General features: G+C 43.6%; 23 protein-coding genes. All 23 read left to right on the forward strand.

Features of this window, described 5'->3' with window-relative positions:
• The first annotated feature begins 14 nt into the window (after positions 1-14).
• The 23 genes from flhA (at position 15) to proS (ending at position 22,767) form a co-directional block, all read left to right on the forward strand.
• Positions 15-2,048, forward strand: coding sequence for a flagellar biosynthesis protein FlhA (gene flhA, locus MKX60_RS15685; RefSeq protein WP_042189438.1), 2,034 nt, complete (start codon positions 15-17; stop codon positions 2,046-2,048).
• The gene (flhF, locus tag MKX60_RS15690) at positions 2,045-3,406 is read left to right on the forward strand and encodes a flagellar biosynthesis protein FlhF (RefSeq protein ID WP_076299239.1); all 1,362 of its coding nucleotides are present in this window, start codon (positions 2,045-2,047) and stop codon (positions 3,404-3,406) included. Before flhA ends, flhF begins: the two co-directional genes overlap by 4 nt.
• Entirely contained in the window at positions 3,403-4,284 is an 882-nt protein-coding gene (locus MKX60_RS15695) for a MinD/ParA family protein (protein WP_076299238.1), read from the forward strand. Before flhF ends, MKX60_RS15695 begins: the two co-directional genes overlap by 4 nt.
• Before the next feature lie 33 nt (positions 4,285-4,317).
• The gene (locus MKX60_RS15700; protein ID WP_076299237.1) at positions 4,318-5,649 is read left to right on the forward strand and encodes a protein-glutamate methylesterase/protein-glutamine glutaminase; all 1,332 of its coding nucleotides are present in this window, start codon (positions 4,318-4,320) and stop codon (positions 5,647-5,649) included.
• A gap of 34 nt (positions 5,650-5,683) precedes the next feature.
• Entirely contained in the window at positions 5,684-7,756 is a 2,073-nt protein-coding gene (locus tag MKX60_RS15705) for a chemotaxis protein CheA (protein WP_076299236.1), read from the forward strand.
• Between the two features lie 27 nt (positions 7,757-7,783).
• Positions 7,784-8,245: a chemotaxis protein CheW gene (locus MKX60_RS15710; RefSeq protein ID WP_076285425.1), complete on the forward strand. Its 462-nt coding sequence runs from the start codon at positions 7,784-7,786 to the stop codon at positions 8,243-8,245.
• 36 nt (positions 8,246-8,281) lie between these two features.
• Positions 8,282-8,875, forward strand: a complete 594-nt coding sequence (locus MKX60_RS15715) for a chemotaxis protein CheC (RefSeq protein ID WP_371915738.1) — start codon at positions 8,282-8,284, stop codon at positions 8,873-8,875.
• Positions 8,868-9,365, forward strand: a complete 498-nt coding sequence (locus tag MKX60_RS15720; protein WP_076285426.1) for a chemotaxis protein CheD — start codon at positions 8,868-8,870, stop codon at positions 9,363-9,365. Before MKX60_RS15715 ends, MKX60_RS15720 begins: the two co-directional genes overlap by 8 nt.
• 2 nt (positions 9,366-9,367) lie before the next feature.
• Positions 9,368-9,778 carry a hypothetical protein gene (locus MKX60_RS15725; protein WP_340970942.1) on the forward strand — a complete coding sequence of 137 codons (411 nt, stop codon included), beginning with the start codon at positions 9,368-9,370 and terminating at the stop codon, positions 9,776-9,778.
• Between the two features lie 188 nt (positions 9,779-9,966).
• Complete coding sequence (locus MKX60_RS15730; RefSeq protein ID WP_042189430.1) at positions 9,967-10,755, forward strand: FliA/WhiG family RNA polymerase sigma factor; 789 nt, start codon at positions 9,967-9,969, stop codon at positions 10,753-10,755.
• 28 nt (positions 10,756-10,783) lie between these two features.
• Positions 10,784-12,187, forward strand: coding sequence for a DUF342 domain-containing protein (locus MKX60_RS15735; protein ID WP_076299235.1), 1,404 nt, complete (start codon positions 10,784-10,786; stop codon positions 12,185-12,187).
• A gap of 148 nt (positions 12,188-12,335) precedes the next feature.
• Entirely contained in the window at positions 12,336-12,647 is a 312-nt protein-coding gene (locus tag MKX60_RS15740; RefSeq protein ID WP_042189428.1) for a hypothetical protein, read from the forward strand.
• A 39-nt stretch (positions 12,648-12,686) separates the two neighbouring features.
• Complete coding sequence (locus MKX60_RS15745; RefSeq protein ID WP_339796794.1) at positions 12,687-13,265, forward strand: hypothetical protein; 579 nt, start codon at positions 12,687-12,689, stop codon at positions 13,263-13,265.
• The gene (locus MKX60_RS15750) at positions 13,262-13,906 is read left to right on the forward strand and encodes an endolytic transglycosylase MltG (protein WP_341060242.1); all 645 of its coding nucleotides are present in this window, start codon (positions 13,262-13,264) and stop codon (positions 13,904-13,906) included. Before MKX60_RS15745 ends, MKX60_RS15750 begins: the two co-directional genes overlap by 4 nt.
• A gap of 161 nt (positions 13,907-14,067) precedes the next feature.
• The gene (gene rpsB, locus MKX60_RS15755) at positions 14,068-14,769 is read left to right on the forward strand and encodes a 30S ribosomal protein S2 (RefSeq protein ID WP_036688493.1); all 702 of its coding nucleotides are present in this window, start codon (positions 14,068-14,070) and stop codon (positions 14,767-14,769) included.
• A gap of 132 nt (positions 14,770-14,901) precedes the next feature.
• A complete protein-coding gene (tsf, locus tag MKX60_RS15760; protein WP_042189425.1) occupies positions 14,902-15,552 on the forward strand; it encodes a translation elongation factor Ts in 651 nt (216 codons plus the stop codon).
• Positions 15,553-15,657: 105 nt separating this feature from the next.
• The gene (gene pyrH / locus MKX60_RS15765; RefSeq protein ID WP_036688491.1) at positions 15,658-16,386 is read left to right on the forward strand and encodes a UMP kinase; all 729 of its coding nucleotides are present in this window, start codon (positions 15,658-15,660) and stop codon (positions 16,384-16,386) included.
• Positions 16,386-16,940: a ribosome recycling factor gene (gene frr / locus MKX60_RS15770; protein ID WP_042189424.1), complete on the forward strand. Its 555-nt coding sequence runs from the start codon at positions 16,386-16,388 to the stop codon at positions 16,938-16,940. Before pyrH ends, frr begins: the two co-directional genes overlap by 1 nt.
• A 78-nt stretch (positions 16,941-17,018) precedes the next feature.
• Positions 17,019-17,786: an isoprenyl transferase gene (locus tag MKX60_RS15775; RefSeq protein ID WP_341060243.1), complete on the forward strand. Its 768-nt coding sequence runs from the start codon at positions 17,019-17,021 to the stop codon at positions 17,784-17,786.
• Between the two features lie 21 nt (positions 17,787-17,807).
• Positions 17,808-18,611 carry a phosphatidate cytidylyltransferase gene (locus MKX60_RS15780; RefSeq protein ID WP_341060244.1) on the forward strand — a complete coding sequence of 268 codons (804 nt, stop codon included), beginning with the start codon at positions 17,808-17,810 and terminating at the stop codon, positions 18,609-18,611.
• Positions 18,612-18,631: 20 nt separating this feature from the next.
• Positions 18,632-19,771, forward strand: coding sequence for a 1-deoxy-D-xylulose-5-phosphate reductoisomerase (locus tag MKX60_RS15785; RefSeq protein ID WP_341060245.1), 1,140 nt, complete (start codon positions 18,632-18,634; stop codon positions 19,769-19,771).
• A gap of 247 nt (positions 19,772-20,018) precedes the next feature.
• Positions 20,019-21,293: an RIP metalloprotease RseP gene (rseP, locus tag MKX60_RS15790; protein ID WP_042189420.1), complete on the forward strand. Its 1,275-nt coding sequence runs from the start codon at positions 20,019-20,021 to the stop codon at positions 21,291-21,293.
• A gap of 25 nt (positions 21,294-21,318) precedes the next feature.
• Entirely contained in the window at positions 21,319-22,767 is a 1,449-nt protein-coding gene (gene proS / locus MKX60_RS15795) for a proline--tRNA ligase (RefSeq protein ID WP_042189419.1), read from the forward strand.
• The last annotated feature ends 216 nt before the right edge of the window (positions 22,768-22,983 follow it).

The raw sequence follows: 22,983 nt of genomic DNA on the forward strand, positions 1-22,983 counted from the left end.
GGGGGGTTAGGACATTGAAAGCTAAAGATTTAACAGTTTTGCTAGGCATCATCGGTATTGTGCTTATGATGATTCTGCCTATCCCGTCCTGGCTTTTGGACGTTTTGCTAGTTATTAATATTTCAATAGCATTAATTATCATATTAGTTGCTATGAACACGAAGAATGCGCTCGAATTTTCAATTTTTCCTTCATTATTGCTTGTTACGACATTGTTTCGTCTGTCACTAAACATTTCGACAACGAAATTGATCCTGACTTACGCAGATGCCGGTTCTGTGGTATCTACTTTCGGAAGCTGGATCGCCGGTGGACAAATTGCCGTTGGATTTATCGTGTTTCTGATTTTGGTAGTGGTCCAGTTTATTGTTATTACTAAAGGTTCAGAGCGTGTAGCTGAGGTAGGGGCGAGATTTACCCTGGATGCGATGCCCGGCAAGCAGATGAGTATTGATGCCGATCTTAACGCAGGCATGATTAATGAAACACAGGCACGTGAGCGTCGCCGCAATGTTGAACGGGAAGCGGATTTTTTCGGAGCCATGGATGGTGCGAGTAAATTCGTTAAAGGAGACGCGATTGCGAGTATCATTATCCTGTTAATCAATCTTATTGGTGGATTTATTATCGGTATGGTTGTGCATGGAATGGATTTCTCCACTGCGTTATCTACTTATTCCGTATTGACGATCGGGGATGGTCTAGTCAGCCAGATTCCTGCTTTGCTCATTTCGACTGCAGCAGGTCTTATCGTTACTAGAGCTTCATCGGAAGGTAATCTGGCAGAAGAATTAACAGGTCAGTTACTCTCCTATCCAAAGTTATTATATATTGTTGCAGTTACTGTTGCTTTTCTAGGTCTCTTTACACCTATACATATGATTACTACGCTCCCGCTAGCTGGTTTACTGGCTTTTGCAGCCTATAGTATGGGACAAAATTTAAATCGAAAACAGATTGCCGAAGAGCAGCTTGTTGAAGAGAAACAGATTGAAGAGGTACGAAGTCCGGAAAGTGTAATTAATTTACTCTCTGTAGATCCTATTGAATTCGAGTTCGGGTACGGTCTTATACCTTTGGCAGATACAGGTCAGGGTGGAGATTTACTAGATCGTATCATCATGATTCGACGGCAATGTGCACTTGAAATGGGTCTTGTAGTGCCTGTTATTCGCATTCGCGACAATATTCAACTAAAACCGAATGAATATGTCATAAAAATTAAAGGAAATACTGTCGGCGGCGGTGAATTATTACTTAATCACTACTTAGCCATGAGTCCAGGCTATGATGATGAATCTATAAACGGTATTGAGACCATTGAACCATCTTTTGGACTTCCAGCGTTGTGGATTGACGAATCGGTTAAAGAGCGGGCAGAATTGTCAGGTTATACCGTGGTAGATCCACCATCCGTTGTTGCAACTCATTTGACGGAGCTGATTAAGCGTTATGGACATGAGTTGTTAGGACGACAAGAAACTAAGATGTTGGTGGATAACCTAAGAGACAATTATCCAGTGCTTGTTGATGATCTTATTCCTTCGGTATTAGCGATTGGGGATGTGCAAAAGGTACTTGCCAAGCTGCTGCGCGAGAAAATATCGATCAGGGATTTGGTTACTATTTTTGAGACGTTGGCGGATTACGGGACGTACACCAAGGATCCTGATATTCTTACCGAATATGTTCGTCAATCCTTGTCCAGACAGATTACTCAGCAATTCTCGCAAGTTGGAGAGACTCTGAAAGTTATTACGGTAGGACCTAACCTAGAGAAGAAAATTTCTGAGAGTGTGCAGCAATCTGAACAGGGCAGTTATTTGGCATTGGATCCAGCATCGACTCAAACGATCTATCAGCGGTTAAGTGAACAGATCAATCGACTGCTGCAGTCAGGACAACAGCCCATTGTACTCACATCACCAACCATTCGTATGTATTTGCGGCAGGTGATTGAACGGACAATGCAGGATATTCCTGTACTGTCTTATAGCGAACTAGAGCCTAACATTGAAATACAAAGCGTCGGAGTGGTGAATTTATGAGAGTGAAGCGTTATGTGGTCGATACGATGCCTGACGCCATGCATTCCATTCGTAGTGAGCTTGGAAGCGAGGCTGTAATTTTAAGTACTAAAGAAATTAAGATTGGCGGATTTTTAGGATTGTTTAAAAAGAAAAAAATAGAGGTAGTAGCGGCTGTTGAAAAAGCTCAAAAGGAGAGTGCTCCTGAAAAGCCTGTGAAGCCTGCGATGAACATTCCGCGCAGCGCTGTCCCGCAAGCTTACCAAAAAGCTTCATCTTCATCATCTGCTTCTACTGTAACGTTGGAAAAGCCGGAAGAGCCTCGGTCCTTTGCGGAAATCGCCGCTGCCTTGTCGGAAGCTATTGATGTAAAAGAATCGATAACCAAACATCCAGAGCCTGATCAGAAATCGCTTGAATCCAATCCAGATGAAACTACCTCTGTATCAGCCTTATATGAATCTTTAGGGTTAGATCAAACGCCAGAGGTTGCCTCGGCGCTGGAGAATGATGTTTTTCGTGAAATTAGAGATATGAAGCTTTGGATGGAACGAATCGCGAGGCAGTCTTCAGGGGCAAGAGAATTACCGGATAGTCTCCAGCAGCTTAGAGATCTTTTGATTGAGCAGGAGATGGATACTGTCCTTGTTGAGGAGTGGATCAGTAATATCTCCGAACGTTGGGCGGATGAAGGGCGTACTTGGGGACCTGAGAAATTTCAGGAGTCCTTGAAAGAACAGCTCGATGGATTCCTGTCAGGGCGAATCGCTGATGGAATTGCACCTGATACCCAAATCGTATATATTGCAGGGCCCACAGGAGTAGGAAAAACTACTACCATAGCCAAGCTTGCGGCTGAACAGCTATTCAAAAACGGACGCAAGGTTGGTTTTATCACCTCTGATACGTATCGAATTTCAGCTGTGGAGCAGTTGCGTACATACGCAGCTATCCTGAATGTTCCGCTAGAGGTTGTACAATCTCCCGGAGATTTACAAAGAGCACTCTTTCGATTGGAGAGTTGTGATCTTGTAATTATGGATACAGCTGGACGGAATTATCGTAATGATATGCTTGTAGCAGAACTGCAAAGCTTGCTAGCGAAGGAATTAAGAAGTGAGACCTATCTTGTACTCAGCTTAACTTCGAAAAGCCGTGATATGAAATTGATTGCAGAGCATTTCGGCAGGTACAAGCTGGATAAAGTTATTTTTACCAAGCTAGATGAGACGGGAAGTTATGGACCACTCTTTAACGTCCTGAATGATTTCCCTCTCACATTATCTTATATGACCAATGGTCAAAATGTACCTGACGATTTATTGATGGCTTCCAAAGAACAACTTAGTGAGATGCTTCTTGGAACAGGTGAATCATGATGGATCAGGCACAATCCTTGAGACAGCTTGTATCCAGTCAGGAGCCTAAACTAGCTGAAAAAGGGGAAACATCCGCCCGTATCATTACTGTTTGTAGTGGTAAAGGTGGCGTAGGGAAATCGAATTTTACACTTAATTTCGCTTTAACTTTAAAAGCAATGGGAAAGAGAGTATTGCTGTTCGATGCAGATATTGGCATGGCTAACATAGACGTGTTAATGGGCGTGTCGGCGAAGTATAACCTATATCATCTGTTAAAAAGAGAAGCGGATATTGAGCAGATTATTCAGTTAGGACCGAACGGGCTACCTTTTATAGCTGGTGGATCGGGCATGGATGAGTTATTTTCTCTTTCGGAATCGGACCTTAATTATTTCACAGCCCAGATAGCCCTTATTGCGGACAGCATGGATTATATTTTGTTCGATACAGGTGCTGGATTATCTAAGGAAACGTTGAAGTTTATAACCTCTGCGGACGATTGCCTAGTAGTTACAACACCAGAGCCAACTGCTATAACAGACGCTTACGCATTAATGAAGGTTGTGAATCGGACGTATCCGGAGATTTCTTTTAAACTGATTGTGAATCAAGCGGGTGATGAGAGAGAAGCATCAGTGACAAGTGATAAGATCCGTATGGCGGCCAGTCGTTTTTTGCAATTAGATGTTTCCTATCTTGGTCATATAAGCTCAGATGCCCATGTAGTGCAGGCTGTCAAAAGGCAGACGCCATTTTCATTGGCTTTTCCAAACAGTGTTGCTGCAAAAGATATACATCGGCTAGCCCTAAGTTATTTGACCATAGATGGTAAAAAAGAAACAAAAGTTCAAGGTATTAAAGGCTTTATCCATAAATGGTTAAAGCGAAGTAAATAATTGTTCTGAATCTGGAACAGAGGTGGAAATGATATGAAGCCATATAAAGTTTTGGTTGTTGATGATTCTGCATTTATGCGCAAGATCATTTCCGATTTAATTGAAAATGACGCTGACTTTCAGGTGACGGCAACAGCTACAAACGGTCGCGAGGCTATCGAGAAAATAAATAAACTTCGGCCGGATCTAGTTACTATGGATGTGGAAATGCCGGAGATGAACGGCCTGGAAGCGCTGAAAATAATAATGGCGTCAGATCCGCTGCCAGTGATTATGCTGTCAGGCATCAATGAAGAGGGCATGAAGGAAACCATTCTTGCACTGGAATGGGGCGCTTTTGATTTCATTCGTAAACCTTCAATATCAAATTCCCAGGATATAACGGGCGTAGGGGAATCCCTAAGAGAGCAAATGAAAGAAGCTATGTTGGCTCGAGAGCAACGTGAAGCGCGAGCATCTGCTTTTAGGATGCCTGACATCACGCCTTTAGAGCCATTACTGCCGACTGCACCTAGATTGTTACCGGACAAATCCAAGGCAGCACTTAAATCTTCTCTCAAAGATGAAGGAATGAGAAAACCTCGGGGGAAACAGCCAGTAGATAGTATTATCCCTAAAAAGGCAACCAAACCAATCATCTCTGATAAAACACCGTTAATCGAAAAGTCTAAACCAAAGACTAAAGTAGAGAATAAACCAATTCCGCCCAAACCGGTGATAGAGTCTTTAGTGGAGGTATCTTCTGAGCCTCCGGGACTTTCTCCGGATCGAATGGTTGGTAGCAAGAATTTGCACAAATTAGTTGCTGTCGGTTGTTCTACAGGCGGACCTCGTGCACTGAAGGTACTCCTGGAGAAAATTCCAGCGGATTTTCCAGCTCCTATTGTCATTGTGCAGCATATGCCGCCTAACTTTACGAAATCACTAGCCCAGCGTCTGAATACATTCAGTCCGCTAGAAGTGTTAGAAGCAGAGCAGGGGATGATATTACGAAAAGGAGCAGCCTACATTGCGCCTGGAGGCTATCATTTACAAGTTACCCCAACATCTAAAGGGCAATATGCAGTTGTACTCACGAAGGAGGAGGCGCGAAATGGCCACCGACCTTCAGTGGATGTTTTATTCGAATCATTGCTTCCACTCACATCTCTAGATCGGCACGTGTTGCTGATGACAGGGATGGGTAGTGATGGTGCTAGGATGATGAAATCTCTCTATGACTCAGGGGTTACCTCAACATTTGCTGAAAGTGAAGAGACCTGTGTCGTTTACGGGATGCCGCGATCTGCGGTGGAATTGCAGTGCGTCAAATATGTACTGCCTTTGCAAGAAATTGCTCCAAGGCTAGTGCAAGCCGTTAAATAACGGAAAAGCGAACTCGAAGGGGAGGTGCTCTACTATGGACATGAACCAATATTTATCCATGTTTATTGATGAGTCGAATGATCATCTGCAGTCATTGAACGAGAGCATGATGGGGCTGGAAGCGAATCCTGAGGATCTTAGTATCGTACAGGTCATATTCCGCTCTGCGCACACTTTAAAAGGTATGGCAGCGACTATGGGCTTTGAAGATTTGGCTTCACTTACACACCAAATGGAGAATGTGTTAGATCTTGTACGTAATAACAAGCTGCGCATGCAGGATTTCATTTTTGATACGTTATTCAAAAGTTTGGATGCCTTAGAGTCTATGGTTGAGGATATTACTAGCGGTGGCGAAGGTAAAGCAGATGTATCAGCCATTGTCTCATCCCTACAGGCTATCGTACGGGGTGAGATTCCTGTTGAAGGCGGTACAGCATCTGCTGCTAATATACCTGCTGCACAAGCAGCTGAAACTCCGATTCATTTAGATGAGTTCCAATTTTCTGTTCTAGAACAATCGATTCAGGAAGGGCATCATGCATTGTATGTGGACGTAACGATCCGTAAGGATTGTCAACTTAAGGCTGTACGTGCATACATGGTGTTTGATCTGCTCGAACGTTCGGGGGAAGTAGTTAAATCCTTCCCATCCGTTCAAGATATAGAACAAGAGAAATTTGACCAAAGCTTCTCACTCTATTACATAACCCAAAAAAACGCTGATCAGATTCAGGCAATGATTATGAATTTGTCTGAGATTGATAAAGTAACAGCAGTAGCACTAGATCAAGAATCCTTGAAAATGCTTGGTCAAGAAACGGCAGCTGCCGTGTCAGAGGTTGCCGCAACAGCCACTGTAGAGGAAACAGCTCCAGCTGCTTCAGTAGCATCTAAACCATTGCCTACCAAAGATGAAGCTAATAAGCCGGGAGCAACTAAAACAGGAGGGGCGCCTTCACGTACGATTCGTGTAGATATCGAACGCTTAGATGTGCTCATGAATCTATTTAGTGAACTTCTGATTGACAGAGTTCGTTTAGAACAGCTGGCTTCTGAGGTTCAGAATGGTGATCTTACGGAAACTGTCGAGCATATGGGCAGAGTAAGCGGAGATCTCCAGAATATTGTGATGAAGCTTCGTATGGTTCCAGTAGATACCGTATTTAACCGGTTCCCACGTATGCTTCGTGATCTAGCTAAGTCGCTGGACAAGAAAGTAGATCTAATTGTAACGGGTGCCGAAACAGAGCTTGACCGGACGGTAATTGATGAAATTGGTGATCCACTTGTACATTTATTGCGTAATGCGGTTGATCACGGAATTGAATCCATTGCTGACCGTATTGCTGCTGGTAAACCAGAGACTGGGACAGTTCATCTACGTGCTTTCCACAGCGGAAATCATGTCTTCATTGAAATTGAGGAAGATGGAACAGGCATTTATCCAGAGAAGGTTTTGAAATCTGCTGTGAAAAAAGGCGTGATCACGCAAGAGCAAGCGAAGAATATGACGGATGATGAAGCTTATCAATTACTATTTGCACCAGGTTTCAGCACGGCAGAAGTTATTTCTGATGTCTCAGGTCGTGGCGTAGGACTGGATGTAGTAAAATCTAAGATTTCTTCCCTGGGTGGTAATGTAACGATCTATTCTTCACCAGGCAAAGGTACGAATTTTTCAGTTCAGTTGCCACTTACTCTATCTATTATTGCAGCCATGCTTATTCGATTGGGTTCTGAGAAGTATGCCATTCCTTTATCCTCTATTGTGGAAACTGGAATCGTGCAGAACACTCAAATCCGTACGATTCATGGCAACAAAATGATAGAGTTCCGGAATTCTCATATTCCACTAGTTTCTCTAAGTCGTCTATTTTCGGTACCTGATTATGATGAGAGTACTGAAGAAGAGACAGAGATCGTAGTTGTACGTAAGGGAGAACGTCTTGTAGCCTTAGCTGTACAGGATTTTATTGGTCAGAACGAGATCGTTATCAAGAATCTGGGTAAATATTTACCTGAAATTCAAGGGATATCTGGCGCAACGATACTTGGAGATGGCCAAGTCGCACTTATTATTGATCCGAACGCTTTTATTAAATAACTAGGATAGAACAGGGAGGTTCGTTCCATGGCTGAAGATATTAAAGTGATAGTGTTCAAATTAGGTTCAGAGGAATACGGTATCGAAGTTGAGAAGGTACAAACCATTGAGCGCATGATGCCAATAACTCGTGTGCCTAAAACGTATTCGTTTATCAAGGGTGTAATTAATTTACGTGGTGTTGTTATCCCTGTGATTGACCTTCGAGGCCGCTTTGGGATCGAAGAGGCGGAGCAAACAGATCAATCACGTGTAATTATCGTATCTGTTAATGAAATGGAAGTAGGTTTCATTGTAGATTCAGCAAATGATGTAATAGATTTGAACAGGGATTCTATCGATACACCTCCAGATGTTGTTGGCGGCATCAAAGCGAAGTATTTAGATGGGGTGGCTAAGATAGGTGAAGAGCGCTTGCTGATTATGCTTAATCTGTCAGAAGTGCTTAACAAAGGCGAAATCGTTCAATTAGAAAGCCTAGAGGGCTAACCTGTGGAATTATTTAAGCACTATAAGGATTTTAAAATGGATGTGCTTAAGGAAGTCGGGAATATTGGAGCTGGGAATGCAGCCACCGCATTATCACAGCTCTTGAATAAGCCGATTGATATGGCTGTTCCCAAGGTACAGCTTCTCAACTTTGAAGAGATTACGGACAAAGTTGGTGGAGCTGAAGAACTAGTATATGCAGTTTTCTTACGTGTGGAGGGAGAAGCTCCGGGCAACCTGTTTTTCATACTTTCCCCGGAAGCCGCTTTGAACTTACTCAGTCGCATTGCAGGCATCGAGATTTTGAGTGACCAAGAACTTGGAGAAATGGAACTTTCCGCGCTGAGTGAAATTGGAAATATATTAGCAGGATCGTACCTATCTTCTCTTGCAGACTTTACCTCACTTTCTATGTATCCAACAGTTCCTGCACTTGCTATGGATATGGCTGGAGCCATCCTAAGCTACGGTTTGCTGCAATTTGGGCAAATGGGTGACGATGCATTGTTGATCGATACTACCTTTTTTGAGGGGAAAAACGAAATTGAAGGGCAATTTTTCCTTATTCCCGATCCGGAATCATTCCCGAAAATCTTCAAATCGCTAGGAGTTCCGTTTGAAAATGATTGAAGAACAAAGCATCATTAAAGTAGGGATGGCAGATCTTAACATTGGAAGCCAGGATAGTTTGATTCGTACAACAGGTCTTGGCTCCTGCGTGGGATTGACATTGTTTGACCCTGGAAAAAAACTCGCGGGAATGGCGCATGTGATGCTCCCTACTTCTGAGATTGCTAGGGAAGGGCAATTAAACATCGCTAAGTTTGCAGATACTGCAGTGCCGGAGCTCTTATCCCGTTTGCTGGAGCTTGGTGCGGTTCGGAGTCGGATCGTAGCCAAGATGGCAGGAGGATCACAAATGTTTGCCTTTGCCGGGGGGAGCGACACCATGAGGATCGGGCCTCGTAATGTTGAATCTTGTAAACTTGCTCTTGAGCATTTGAAAATTCCGTTAATTGCGGAAGACACGGGCGGTAATTATGGCCGTACGATAGAAATTGCCTGCAACACTGGTGTATTGTTCATCCGCAGTGTGCAAAAAGGCGCTAAGGAAATATAAATATGAAGATGATAGGAAACATTCTTATAAACTTTCTGTTTGGTTTGATAGGTTTTGTATTCACATTTTTTGTAACCTACAGTAATAATGTTCTCGGTACTAGTTTATTACGAAGCCTATTAGGATTTATCATCTGGTTTCTGCTTGCTTTCCTCCTAAGATGGGTATTGGGTTTTATCGTGTATCAATCATCACCTCCGGATGAACAGGATGTTGAGGGAGAAGAACTTGGTGCAAAGCTAGACATCAGTACCCCTAATGAGGATGAAGAGTTAATTAATCTACTCAAACCGAAGCCAGGACAAGGGAGTGGGAACAGTGAGGGGTTCAAGCCGCTCACACCCCCAAAACTAGTCTCTATGAAAGATCCTGAAGAATTGGCCAAGGCCGTTCGTCACCTGAAAGAAGAATAAGCGAGCGCTGTGGCGGAATCGGTTATCTTAAATATAAGAAAGTATAAGTTTCACTTTATACATTATCCTTATATTTCTCGCTTAAACGCTACCGTCCTCATAAGGATGCCGAAGGCGTTTATGCTTGTGACTAGGCAGGTTTCGCCGCGACAAGCTCTCTGACTAAACTTTGGGAAGGGTGAAAGCTATTGAACGAGCGTAAAGCTTCTCAATTGGAAACTGACGAGCTATGGGAACAGTGGAAAGAACACAGTGACCCTGAAGCCAAAAAGAAGCTGATAGAGAGTTATCTCCATATTGTTGATTATGTATCCAGCCGTTTGGCTGTGGGATTGCCCAAAAATGTATCTAAAGATGATTTAGCCAGCAATGGAGTAATGGGATTAATTGATGCGATTGAAAAATTCGACTACAAACGGGGATTGCAGTTTCAGACCTATGCTTCCTGGCGCGTACGTGGTGCGATTTTAGATTCCTTACGCCAAAGTGATTGGGTCCCTAGATCTGTGCGAGAAAAAGCAAAAAAAATCGAGGACGCTTATCAGCAGTTGGAACAGAAGTATTTGAGATCCGTTAGTGATGAGGAAATGAGTCTATACCTGAATATTAGTGTAACTGAATTTCAAAATATGTTGCAGGATGTGGCTGTAATGTCACTATGTTCACTGGAAGACCCGATTCGTGAAGAGGAATCAGAGACCCGAATGTCCATACTGGTGGACGATAAAGCTAAGAATCCGGATAGCAAGGTAAATGAGTTCTACTTACGCGAAGCCCTCACCAAAGGTATTGAGAAATTAACGGTGAAAGAACGGACCGTTGTGTCCCTTTTATATTATGAAGATTTATCATTGAGCGAAATCGCAGAGGTCATGTCACTATCCCCTTCACGGATTTCGCAGCTTCATTCCAAGGCTATTTTGCGGCTGAGGGGAACGCTTGAGAAGAATCGCGATCTACTTATGCAGAACGATTAACCGTTAGTGGTGACAAGGGGGAGCAAAATTGATCGGTCAAAATGCTTTGGATCAGTACTTAAGTATTACTTTTTCGGATGACAAAGGGATCGCGTATTTGCAGTTCTCCAAAAAGGATGAGAATTTTTCCTGCTCTCCTACAGAATTGGAAAGCTTCCTGCACAGTCACAATATTCGCTACGGGGTCCAGCGTGATATTGTTGGACGTATTTGTAGTCATCCGGAGGAGTTTTTTTGGAGTAAAGTCGCTATTGCTACAGGTGAACCTGCAGTAAATGGAGTCGACGGAAGTATTATGCTTACTGTTGATCTGGAAGAGGATCGCAAGCCGCTTGAAAAAGCGGATGGTAAGGTGGATTATAAGGATTTAGTTCGGCTTCGTAACGTCCTCAAAGGAAAGCTGATAGCTAGAATTATTCCTGCTCAGCCTGGTAAGCATGGTAAGACTGTAACTGGTGATGAGCTTGCTTTCAGAGCTGGAAGGGAAGCTCATTTTAAAGTGGGTAAGAACGTACTCGTTGATAACAATGGAACCTCGATGTATGCCGCAATTGACGGTCTTGTTACTTTAACCGATAGCGGTAAAATCAATGTATTTCCTGTGTATGAAGTGAATGGTGATGTGGACTACAGTACTGGAAACATTGATTTTGTAGGTACCGTTGTTATTCGAGGAAACGTACTTTCGGGATTTTCTGTAAAGTCCGCCGGTGATATTCGTGTGGTTGGTGGAGTTGAAGGAGCGGAATTAATCTCTGGGGGATCCATCGAAATTACGGGTGGAATTATCGGCTATAACAAAGGACATGTAACTGCTGGGAAAAATGTTAAGGTCTCTTTCATTCAAGATGGTAATGTAACAGCTGGTGAAGATGTCATTGTATCCCAGAGCATTATGCATTCCAATATACGTGCGGGCAGAGACGTTCTTTGTAACGGAGCTAAGGGATTGATAGTTGGCGGAACTGTACAGTCTGGGGAAAGAGTCGTAGCACGTACCATAGGTAATACCATGTCCACAGCGACTTCTATTGAGGTAGGAGTAGTACCTGAGCTCAGAAATGAGATTAACGAGCTACGTCAATCACTGCGTCAATTACTTGAAAATGAGGACAAAACCTCTAAAGCGTTGTATCTATTAAATCAATTGGCAACTAATGGTCAACTCCCTGCAGATAAAGTGGCACTTCGCGTTAAATTGAATGCTACCAAACAGTCTCATCAACGTGAGGAAAAAAGAATTAAAGAACGTGTACTAGAGATTGAAAGAATGCTAGAAGATACAGGCAGAGCTAGAGTTGAAGTGATCAAAACGATCTATGGCGGATCCAAAATTATGATCGGTAGATATACACGATTTGTAAAGGACCCTACAGAACGAGTTGTGTTTGTTTATAGTGAAGGTGATATATCCTTAACGCCATACAATTAATCGGGTGGGCAGCAATAGCGGCCGGCCATTCTTGAAATATAAGAAAGTATAAGTTTCACGTTATACATTATCCTTATATTTTTACTAGAAACAGTTATCGTCTTCAAAAGACGACAACATCGTTTCTTCTTATGAGAAGAGGGTTATGATGAGCCTAAAACCAGTGGAACTGCAAATTGCACTACCTCGGACTACGGAAGCGGGTAAGGTTCAGAATGAATCTCAGCAGCGCCCCGCTATTGATCAGCATCAACTGGCCGGACAAAATGTGAAACAAAGTCAGGAAATGACCATGCGAAGCGCTGAAGTGGATGAATCTTCTGAATCTGCTTTACGCGATGGCGGAGATAAAGGCAATCATCATTCCGGAGGGAATCCTTCCTCGGAGAAACGTTCGAAGTCAGGCACTCGTGATGCGGAACATCCTTACAAAGGACAGCGCATTGATCTGAGTCTTTAATAAGTAATTATATTTGATATGTAAAAGGAGATAAGGCACTTGCAACCATGGGTGTATATTGTGCTAGTAGGTGTCGCCGCTATTCTTTATGCCCTTTTACTTCCAGCGCGTATGAAGGAAGGAAAAGCAGAGCAGCAAAGCCTCAAAGAAACGGAGGCAGCGCTTGAGCTATATATGGCTGACATAGAGCGCGAGAATGAAGAGCTAGCACAGTTGGTCAGCAGTATTAAACAGCAATCACAAACTAATCATGTAGCAATGCAAGGGCAGATTAGTGATTTACAGCATCAATTGACAGAATTACAGCAAAGCTCTTTATTACTAGAGGGCCGAGTAACTAACGAAGAAAAGCGGTTAAGAGAGTTGGAAGTTTCGGTTGAGAAGGGTTCGTATGCTAAGGTTGCGGCGATCGGAGACCCGTCTGCCGGAGCTGAATTGAGTTCAATACAACCAGAAGTGAAAGCTAAACCCATTAGTTCTATTAAATTGCGGTATCCAAGATTATTTGAACTACATGAGCAGGGGAAATCGATAGACTCCATTGCCAAGACGGCTGGACTTCAGCGGGGAGAAGTGCAACTGATTCTGCAACTCGCCAAACAGGAGGAATCGGTATGATGAAGAACCGTTCTTTTTTGTTCGGTCTTGGCACAGGGCTAATTGCAGGTGCACTATTACTTCAGTTAATGATAGCCGGTGGAGCGGCTCCACTCACCAAGGAACAGGTAATACAAGGTGCTGAGAAATTGAACTTGAAGGTTATCGACGAATCTACTGAACCTCCTTCTGATGAGTCTGCTTTGGAGGACGCTGTTCAAGGTGAGAAGACAGACGGCGTTAATGAGGGAAGTACGGAGAACGTGGAACCTTCTAAGCCTACAGTAGCGGCTTCTCCCGCTCCTGTAGTGTCTCCTACAGTATCTGATAACCCCAATAAGGTTGTCCCTCCTAAAGAGCCCTCAACGCCTAAAGAAGGCACTATTGAGAAGCCAGAGGTCACTACTGCACCATCTGCTGTTGCACCTGATAAGCCTAAAGCCACTGCGAATGCAGGGGTTGTTGTTCGTATACCTTCAGGTAGCACACTGACAAAAACAGCAGATATTTTGGAGAAGGCTGAAGTCATTAAGGACAAGGCTAGTTTTCTTAAAGCCGCCAATCAACGTCAGATCAATACGAAGATTCAATCGGGTTCTTACACCTTTAATAAAGACGAGAGTCTAGATTCTATACTAGAAAAATTAATAAGTTTTCAATGATCGTTGCATACACTAATAAAATATGGTATAGTAATTGACGGTGTTAAAACACACGCCGGTTGATTTCGACAAGGGGTGCTTTCTTCTGAAGAAAGTCTTGCTGAAAGATGACGCACGGCGGAGGAGACACACAATAAACCAAACTTAGGAGGTGTGTGAAGATGGCAGTAATCTCCATGAAACAGCTTCTAGAAGCTGGGGTACACTTCGGTCACCAGACTCGTCGTTGGAACCCAAAGATGGATCGTTATATCTTCACTGAAAGAAACGGAATTTACATTATTGACTTGCAAAAAACAGTCAAGAAGGTAGAAGAAGCTTACAACTTTGTAAAAAGCGTCGCTGGTGACAACGGCACAATCCTATTCGTAGGAACAAAGAAACAAGCACAAGATTCCGTGAAAGAAGAAGCAGAACGTTCCGGTATGTTCTTCATTAACCAACGTTGGTTGGGCGGAACTCTTACTAACTTCCAAACTATCCAAAAACGTATTGATCGTTTGAAGAAATTGGAATCTTGGGAAGAGGACGGCACTTTCGAAGTTCTACCTAAGAAAGAAGTTATCCTTCTTCGCAAAGAGAAAGATCGTCTTGAAAAATTCTTGGGCGGTATCAAGAACATGAAAGGTCTACCAAGCGCGTTGTTCATCATTGACCCGCGTAAAGAGCGTATTGCAGTTGCAGAAGCTCGCAAATTGGGTATTCCAATCGTAGCTATCGTTGATACTAACTGTGATCCAGACGAAATCGACTACGTAATTCCAGGTAACGACGACGCTATCCGCGCCGTGAAATTGTTGACTGGTAAAATGGCAGACGCTGTTGTTGAAGCTCACCAAGGCGAAGACACAACTACTGCTTAAGTAGCGACTAACACATACAAGAACTTAAATGAAAAGGGTGGTTGGCAGGTGGATAACCTCTCACTGCCCTTTTTTTAGGATAAAAGCCTTGAATAATGTAAGAAAACGACAATTACCTGGAGGGAATAAACAATGGCAGTTGATGCAAAAGCAGTAAAAGAACTTCGTGAAAGAACAGGCGCTGGTATGCTTGATTGTAAAAAAGCGCTTGAAGAAGCTAATAACGATATCACTAAAGCGGCTGAATTGCTTCGTGAAAAAGGTTTGTCCGCAGCAGCAAACAAAGCAGGACGTATTGCTACTGAAGGCGTTGTAGAATCTTACATCCACGCTGGCGGCCGTATTGGTGTACTTGTAGAAATCAACTGCGAAACTGACTTTGTAGGTAAAACAGATTCCTTCAAGGATTTTGCTCGCGATATCGCTATGCAAATCGCTGCAGCAAACCCACGTTATGTTCGTCGTGAAGAAGTTCCACAAGAAGATGTAGAAAAAGAAAAAGAAATCCTGAAAGCTCAAGCTTTGAATGAAGGTAAGCCTGAGAAAATCATTGAAAAAATGGTTGAAGGACGTATTGGTAAATATTACGAAGAATATTGCTTGCTTGAGCAAACCTTCGTTAAAGACCCAGACAAAACGATCTCCCAATTGCTGAACGAAAAAATCAGCACAATCGGAGAAAACATCTCGATCCGTCGTTTTGCTCGTTTTGAACTAGGCGAAGGTTTGGAAAAGAAAGTGGATAACTTTGTTGAAGAAGTTATGGCACAAGTAAATAATTAATATCAGCTTCATCATAAATGTGAAGAATTGAATAAAGGCAAGCATCAGAAGAGCGGAACACGTACACGTAGTGTTCCGTCTTTTGCAGAAAGTGAGGGTATACATTTGGAACAGCCGGTATTTAAGAGAGTAGTCCTTAAGGTAAGTGGAGAGTCTTTGGCAGGACAAAACGGATATGGTATTGATGCCGACATGATTATTTCCATCGCTGAACAGATCAAGGAAGTTGTAGAGCTTGGCGTTCAGGTTGCGATTGTTTGTGGTGGAGGTAACATTTGGCGCGGGATCGCTGGTAGTGCAAGTGGCATAGATCGCGCTACTGCAGATTATATGGGCATGCTGGCAACAGTAATGAATTCACTTGCTCTGCAGGATGCATTAGAACAAATCGATGTGCCAACAAGAGTGCAGACTTCGATCTCGATGCAGCAAATTGCTGAACCGTACATTCGTCGTCGTGCGATTCGCCACTTGGAGAAGGGCCGTGTTGTTATTTTTGCAGCAGGCACAGGAAACCCTTTCTTCTCTACAGATACTACTGCAGCACTTAGAGCAGCAGAAATCGAAGCAGAAGTTATTCTGATGGCGAAGAACAAGGTTGATGGTGTATATTCAGCAGATCCGTTTAAAGACAGCACAGCCGAGAAATTTGAACAGCTCACTTACATGGATGTTCTGAACAAAAACCTTGGTGTTATGGATTCCACAGCTTCATCTCTATGCATGGATAATAATATACCGCTCATTGTATTTGCCATTACTGAACAAGGCAATATCAAACGTGTCGTTCTCGGTGAGAAGATCGGAACGATTGTTAAAGGGAGTGTAGATTAATGCCACAATCGGTCAAAAAAAATGCCGAAGAGCGTATGGAAAAAGCGATTTCATCGCTGAAACGTGACTTGGCAACATTGCGTGCAGGACGTGCAACAACATCACTGCTAGATCGCATTCAAGTTGAATATTATGGTTCCCCAACTCCAATCAATCAGCTGGCGAACATCAGTACTCCGGATTCCCGGACACTGTTAATCCAGCCGTGGGACAAAACATCGATGTCTGACATTGAACGGGCGATTATGAAATCGGATATCGGTTTGACGCCTGCTAATGACGGCACAATCATTCGTCTTTCTATCCCTCCGCTGACTGAAGAACGTCGGACGGATTTGGTGAAATTGACGAAGAAATTTGGTGAAGAAGCGAAAGTAGCGATCCGCAACATTCGCCGTGATGCCAACGATGATATTAAGAAGATGGAGAAAAACGGTATCTCGGAAGATGAGTCCCGTGGCCATCAGGAAGACATTCAAAAGACAACGGATAAGTTCATAGCCGAGGTCGACAAAGTGCTTGTATCCAAAGAAAAAGAGATTATGGAAGTATAAAGATATTCTAGAGACTTAAGGCCCCTCCGTTAATGGTGGGGTTTGTCTCTTTCTGATAAGAGCTTGGAGGAAACGGAAATGATCAAACGGGTTCAAGCGTGGCTGAGCCGTAAAGACAGGCAACAGCCAGTCGAGATTTCACCGGATAACATTCCCCGGCACGTGGCTGTTATTATGGACGGCAATGGGCGTTGGGCTAAGCGTCGCGGGTTGCCGCGCGTTGTGGGTCATCAGAATGGCATGAAGGCTGTTAAACGTGCTACAATCGCTGCAGACGAACTGGGTGTTGAGTTTTTGACGATGTATGCGTTCTCGACAGAAAATTGGAAACGACCAAAGGAAGAAGTCGATTATCTGATGCGCTTGCCAGTGGAGTTTCTAGCCATTGAGCTTGATGAACTGATTGAGAAGAATGTCCAAGTACGTATGATGGGGGATACTGATGCACTACCTTCATATACACGCAAGGCTATGGAAGAAGCGGTTTCCCGAACACAGGGCAATACTGGACTTATATTGAATTTTGCTCTTAATTATGGGGGACGTAAAGAAATTGAGGACTGCATGCGCAGCATTGGTAAGGACATCCAATCAGGGGCTTTGTCACCGGAAGATATTACGACTGATCTAATCGATAGCCGAATGTTATCTGGTGAGTTACCAGATCCGGATTTGCTTATACGTACAAGCGGAGAAATGCGACTTAGCAATTTCATGCTATGGCAGCTTGCTTATAGTGAGCTGTGGTTTACTGATGTGTATTGGCCTGAATTTGATAAGGAGCATTTGCATCAGGCAGTTGCTGAATATCAACGCCGTACACGCCGTTATGGTGGACTGAAGTAGCTTGATAGGAGATGGAAACCTTTGAAGCAGCGATTGATTACCGGAATTGTTGCCGGAGCACTATTTTTAGGCTTATGCGTGTTGGGAAACTGGCCATACCAGTTGTTACTTACTGCCATGGCTTTTATCGGGTTTTATGAATTTGTGAAAATGATAGGGATACCTGCGCTTTCCGGTTCTACCGTTCTTGGTTATGCAGCCATTCTAAGTTTTATGATCCCTTGGAATTTGCTTGGGATCTCTGCACCCTTATCGTGGGAACAAGGAATTTGGATTCTGCTGCTGTTGTTCCTTTTAGTTACAGTTTTTACTAAAAATAAATTAGATATTCGAGTAACAGCCTTGCTGTTTACTGGTATAGTATACATTGGAATGGGTTTTTCTTATATGGCCATGGCTCGTGCATCGGATGACGGACATGGTTTGTTCTGGACTTTTTTACTCCTTTTCTGCATTTGGGGTAGTGATGCCGGGGCTTACTTTGTTGGAAGAAGCATGGGGAAAAACAAACTTTGGCCTGCCATCAGTCCCAACAAAACGGTGGAAGGTGCAGTAGGTGGGGTACTGATCTCGATGCTAATCGCGATCGTATTTGCAATATTTGCTCCTGAACATCTAGCGATAGGACGAGCGCTACTTATAGGGCTTTCTTGTGCGGTCTTGGGTCAGCTTGGTGATCTTGTGCAATCTGCCTATAAACGTACGTATGGTATCAAAGATTCAGGCACACTTCTGCCAGGTCACGGTGGTATTCTTGATCGATGTGACAGCTGGATTATCGTATTTCCATTCGTACATATCCTAACGCTCATGCCTTACTATTAACGGAAGGAGAGGGTATAACTATGAAAAAAATAAGTGTTCTTGGTTCCACAGGTTCGATCGGCACTCAGACTCTAGATGTCATCGCTATGCACCCAGACTCTTTTCAAGTAGATGGCTTGGCAGCTGGAACGAATACAGCGTTATTACTGGAACAAGTTCGTCGGTTTAATCCTCGTCGTGTTTCTGTTGCAACAAAGGAGTTGGCAGATGAGATTAGATCCAGTCTGCCTTCTGGCATACAGCTATACAGCGGGAATGAAGGTCTTATTGAGGTGGCAGCTGGTGGAGATGCCGAAATGGTCGTAACGGCTGTTATGGGTAGTGTAGGCCTCCAATCCACGTTAGCTGCGATCGAAGCAGGCAAACATATTGGACTAGCTAATAAAGAGACTTTGGTAACGGCAGGACACCTCGTCACTGATCTAGCTAACCGTAATGGTGTTAAGTTGTTACCTATTGATAGCGAGCATTCTGCTATTTTTCAGTGCTTAAATGGTGAGAATCTCGCGGATATTGCTTGCATCACTTTAACGGCTTCTGGTGGATCCTTCCGGGATTTCACTCGTGATCAACTCAAGAATGTAACAGTAGAAGATGCACTTCGTCATCCGAATTGGAGCATGGGCGCGAAAATCACGATTGATTCTGCTACAATGGTGAATAAAGGGCTTGAGGTGATTGAAGCGCATTGGCTATTTGGTCTACCTTATGAACAAGTAAATGTACTTTTGCATCCAGAGAGTATCATTCACTCATATGTGGAGTTCCGCGATAGCAGCATTATTGCTCAGCTTGGTAATCCCGATATGCGTGTCCCGATTCAATATGCGCTCACGTATCCCGAACGCTGGGAATCGCCGGCACAGCGTTTGTCGTTAGCTGAAGTTGGACGTTTGACTTTCCGAGAAATGGACTATGAACGATTCCCTGCGCTTAAGCTAGCCATGGATTGTGGAAAAGCTGGAGGGACAGCTACTACTGCTTTTAATGCCGCGAATGAAATTGCTGTTGCTCGTTTCTTGAGTCATGAGATCCCATTCCTGCGCATTGAGGAGATCATCGGTGAAGTGCTGCATCGTCATATTAACGAGGACAATCCGAATTTGGAACAAATTGAATCCTGTGATAAGCGTGTTCGTGAGCTGGCAGCAACGCTGTAGAAGGTAGAAAGATCTCTTTTTAAAAATATAAGAAAGTATAAGTTTCACTTTATACATTATCCTTATATTTCTCGCGTAAACGCGTACCGTCTCCTTAAGGGACGCCGATGGCGTTATTGCTTGACTGGAAATACTTACTTTGCCCTAAAAATAGGTTGGGACAGTTGATTCTCTTGTGCCTGATCGGAGAATAATGATAAATTAAGAGGACATACTTCGGTCTTACACCTAAAGGGGGATGATACGTTTGGAAATGGTTCAAGTCGTTTTATTAACGGTGCTCATGTTTTTTGTCCTGGTGACTGTACATGAATGGGGTCACTATTATTTTGCCAAACGCGCCGGTATTCTCGTGAGGGAATTTGCTATCGGTTTCGGTCCGAAACTGTTTTCTTATAAACGGAATGAGACACAGTTCACTTTGCGTTTACTGCCTTTTGGCGGTTATGCTCGGATGGCTGGTGAAGATCCAGAAATTATTGAAATTGGCTCAGGACAGACCATTGCAGTAAGACTCGGTCAGGATAATAAAGTAAAAAATATTTATCTGGACGCACTGGATACACGTAAAAATGTAATCCGTGGTGAGGCTTTGCATACTGATCTTGAAAATGATCTGCAAATCCGCTTGGATGTGGATGGCGAAGTTACTACTTATGATGTTCATCCTCAAGCGATGATGATTAAAGGAACGCAACAGACTCAAATTGCGCCTAAAGATCGCCAATTCGGTAGTAAAACCGTGGGTCAGCGTGCATTGGCTATTGTTGCGGGTCCTGTGATGAACTTCCTGTTAGCCTTTGTTCTGTTTGCCATCCATTTGCAAATGGTTGGAATTCCGGTGGAGAATCCTACTTATGTTAAGATCGGTGATGTCTCTGAAGGAATGCCTGCACAAGAGGCGGGATTGCAGAAGGGTGACATTATTGTCTCCATCAACGGTGAGAAGATTGGTGCCGATTACCAAAAAATGATTGACTTAACCTCGGAGTCCAAAGGGAAAGAAATGAAATGGATGCTGCAACGTGGTGATGAGACCCTTAATGTGACTCTCGTTCCTCGTAGCATGGAGGGACAAGAAGGCGGTAAAATCGGGATTACACCTGAGCTTCCTACCCGCAAAGCAGGGGTTGGAGAGACGTTGACAGGTTCAGGTAAAGCTATGGTCGATACGACGGAAGCTATCTTTCTGGGCTTTAAGCAATTGATCAATAAATTCAATATGGATGATATTGGAGGTCCGGTTCGTACCTTTGAAGTAACCGGTCAAATTGCCCAACAAGGCATTCAGTATCTTACCTATTGGGCTGCTATCCTAAGCTTGTATCTGGGGATTTTCAACCTATTGCCGATTCCAGCACTCGATGGAAGCCGTCTGGCGTTCCTAGGTGTGGAGGCATTACGCGGTAAACCTGTAGATCCGAGTCGTGAAGGTATGGTTCACTTTGTCGGATTTGCACTGTTATTTTTATTAATGATTGCTGTTACGTATAATGATATTTTACGTTTGATCAGCGGCTAATTTTCTTCGGGAGGCATTCCATTACATGGCAAAAGATAAGCAATTCGTTACGGAAATCACGCCGCAAAGCGAGGATTTCTCACGCTGGTATATTGATGTTATAAAAAAAGGAGACTTGATGGACTACTCTCCTGTTCGTGGCTGTATCGTATTTAAGCCAGAGGGCTATGAAATATGGGAGCATATTCAGGAGGAAATGAACCGTCGCCTCAAGGAAACTGGGCATCGTAATGCTTATTTTCCAGTGTTCATTCCAGAGAGTTTCTTTCAAAAGGAAAAGGATCATATTGAAGGCTTTAATCCCGAACTGCCATGGGTAACTGAGGCTGGTGGAGACGTGCTTGAAGAACGTCTGGCTGTCCGTCCTACTTCTGAGACCATGTTCGGGCACATGTATTCCAAATGGATTCAGTCCTATCGTGACCTTCCTGTACTTATCAATCAATGGGCGAACGTGGTTCGTTGGGAGAAGCGTACTTTACCATTTATCCGCACTACTGAGTTTCTTTGGCAAGAAGGGCATACTGCGCATGAGAATGAAGCCGAAGCTCGTGAAGAAACCATGAAGATGCTGGATAACTACCGTGATTTTGCCGAGACATTCCTTGCCATTCCGGTGATCACTGGACAAAAGACACCTTCCGAGCGTTTTGCTGGTGCAGTAGATACGTATTCTATTGAAGCGATGATGAAAGATGGACGTGCTGTACAGGCTGCTACCTCACATTACTTGGGTACCAAGTTTGCAACAGCATTTGAGATCCAGTATTTGAGCCGCGACAATAATTTAGAATATGTGCATACGACCTCATGGGGATCCACTACACGCTTGATTGGTTCGCTGATTATGGTACATGGCGATGACCGTGGTCTTGTTCTGCCACCTAAGGTAGCTCCAACTCAAGTGATTATGATTCCGATCGGACCTCCTAAAACTCGTGAAGCCGTGATTGGACGGACAGACGAGCTGTTCAAGGAGCTGAAGAACGCAGGTGTTCGTGTACGTGTGGATGATCGTTCGGATGTAACGCCAGGTTGGAAGTTCAATGAATATGAAATGCGCGGTATACCTGTGCGCTTGGAGCTTGGACCACGCGATATGGAGAATGGCGTTTGCGTTATCGTATCCCGTGTCACAGGTGAGAAGAAGGTAATTCAGCAGGAGAACCTTGTTGAAGAGGTACAAGCAATGCTCGAGCAGGTTCATAATGAAATGTTCGAACGTGCCCTGAAATTCCGTGAGGACCATTTCTATTCTGTAGATTCCTTGGAAGAAATGAAAGCTTCAATGGAAGAAAAACGCGGCTTTGCACTAGCTGGCTGGTGTGGTTCCGAAGAATGCGAGTCCAAAGTTAAGGAAGAGACAGGTGCGGGTAGCCGTAACATTCCTTTCGATCCGGCGGAGAAGAAACAAGTCTGCATTTGCTGTGGTAAACCAGCTGAGCATACTGTGGTTTTTGCAAAGGCATATTAATCTTTTGGTACCGATCAACAGTCTTGTAGTATTTTAATCTAGCTTCTGGAGAGAGGAGTCAGCGGGCCGAAAAAACCCAATGCTTTTTGAATCCAGAAGCTTTTTAAAATATAAGAATTTATAGGCTTACGTAATAAATTATCCTTTTATTTCTCGCATAAACACTTACCGTCCTCATAAGGACGCCGAAGGCGTTTATGCTTGTCATATTGTACT

This window comes from Paenibacillus sp. FSL R5-0914 (assembly GCF_038004525.1).
Classification (GTDB): domain Bacteria; phylum Bacillota; class Bacilli; order Paenibacillales; family Paenibacillaceae; genus Paenibacillus_AQ.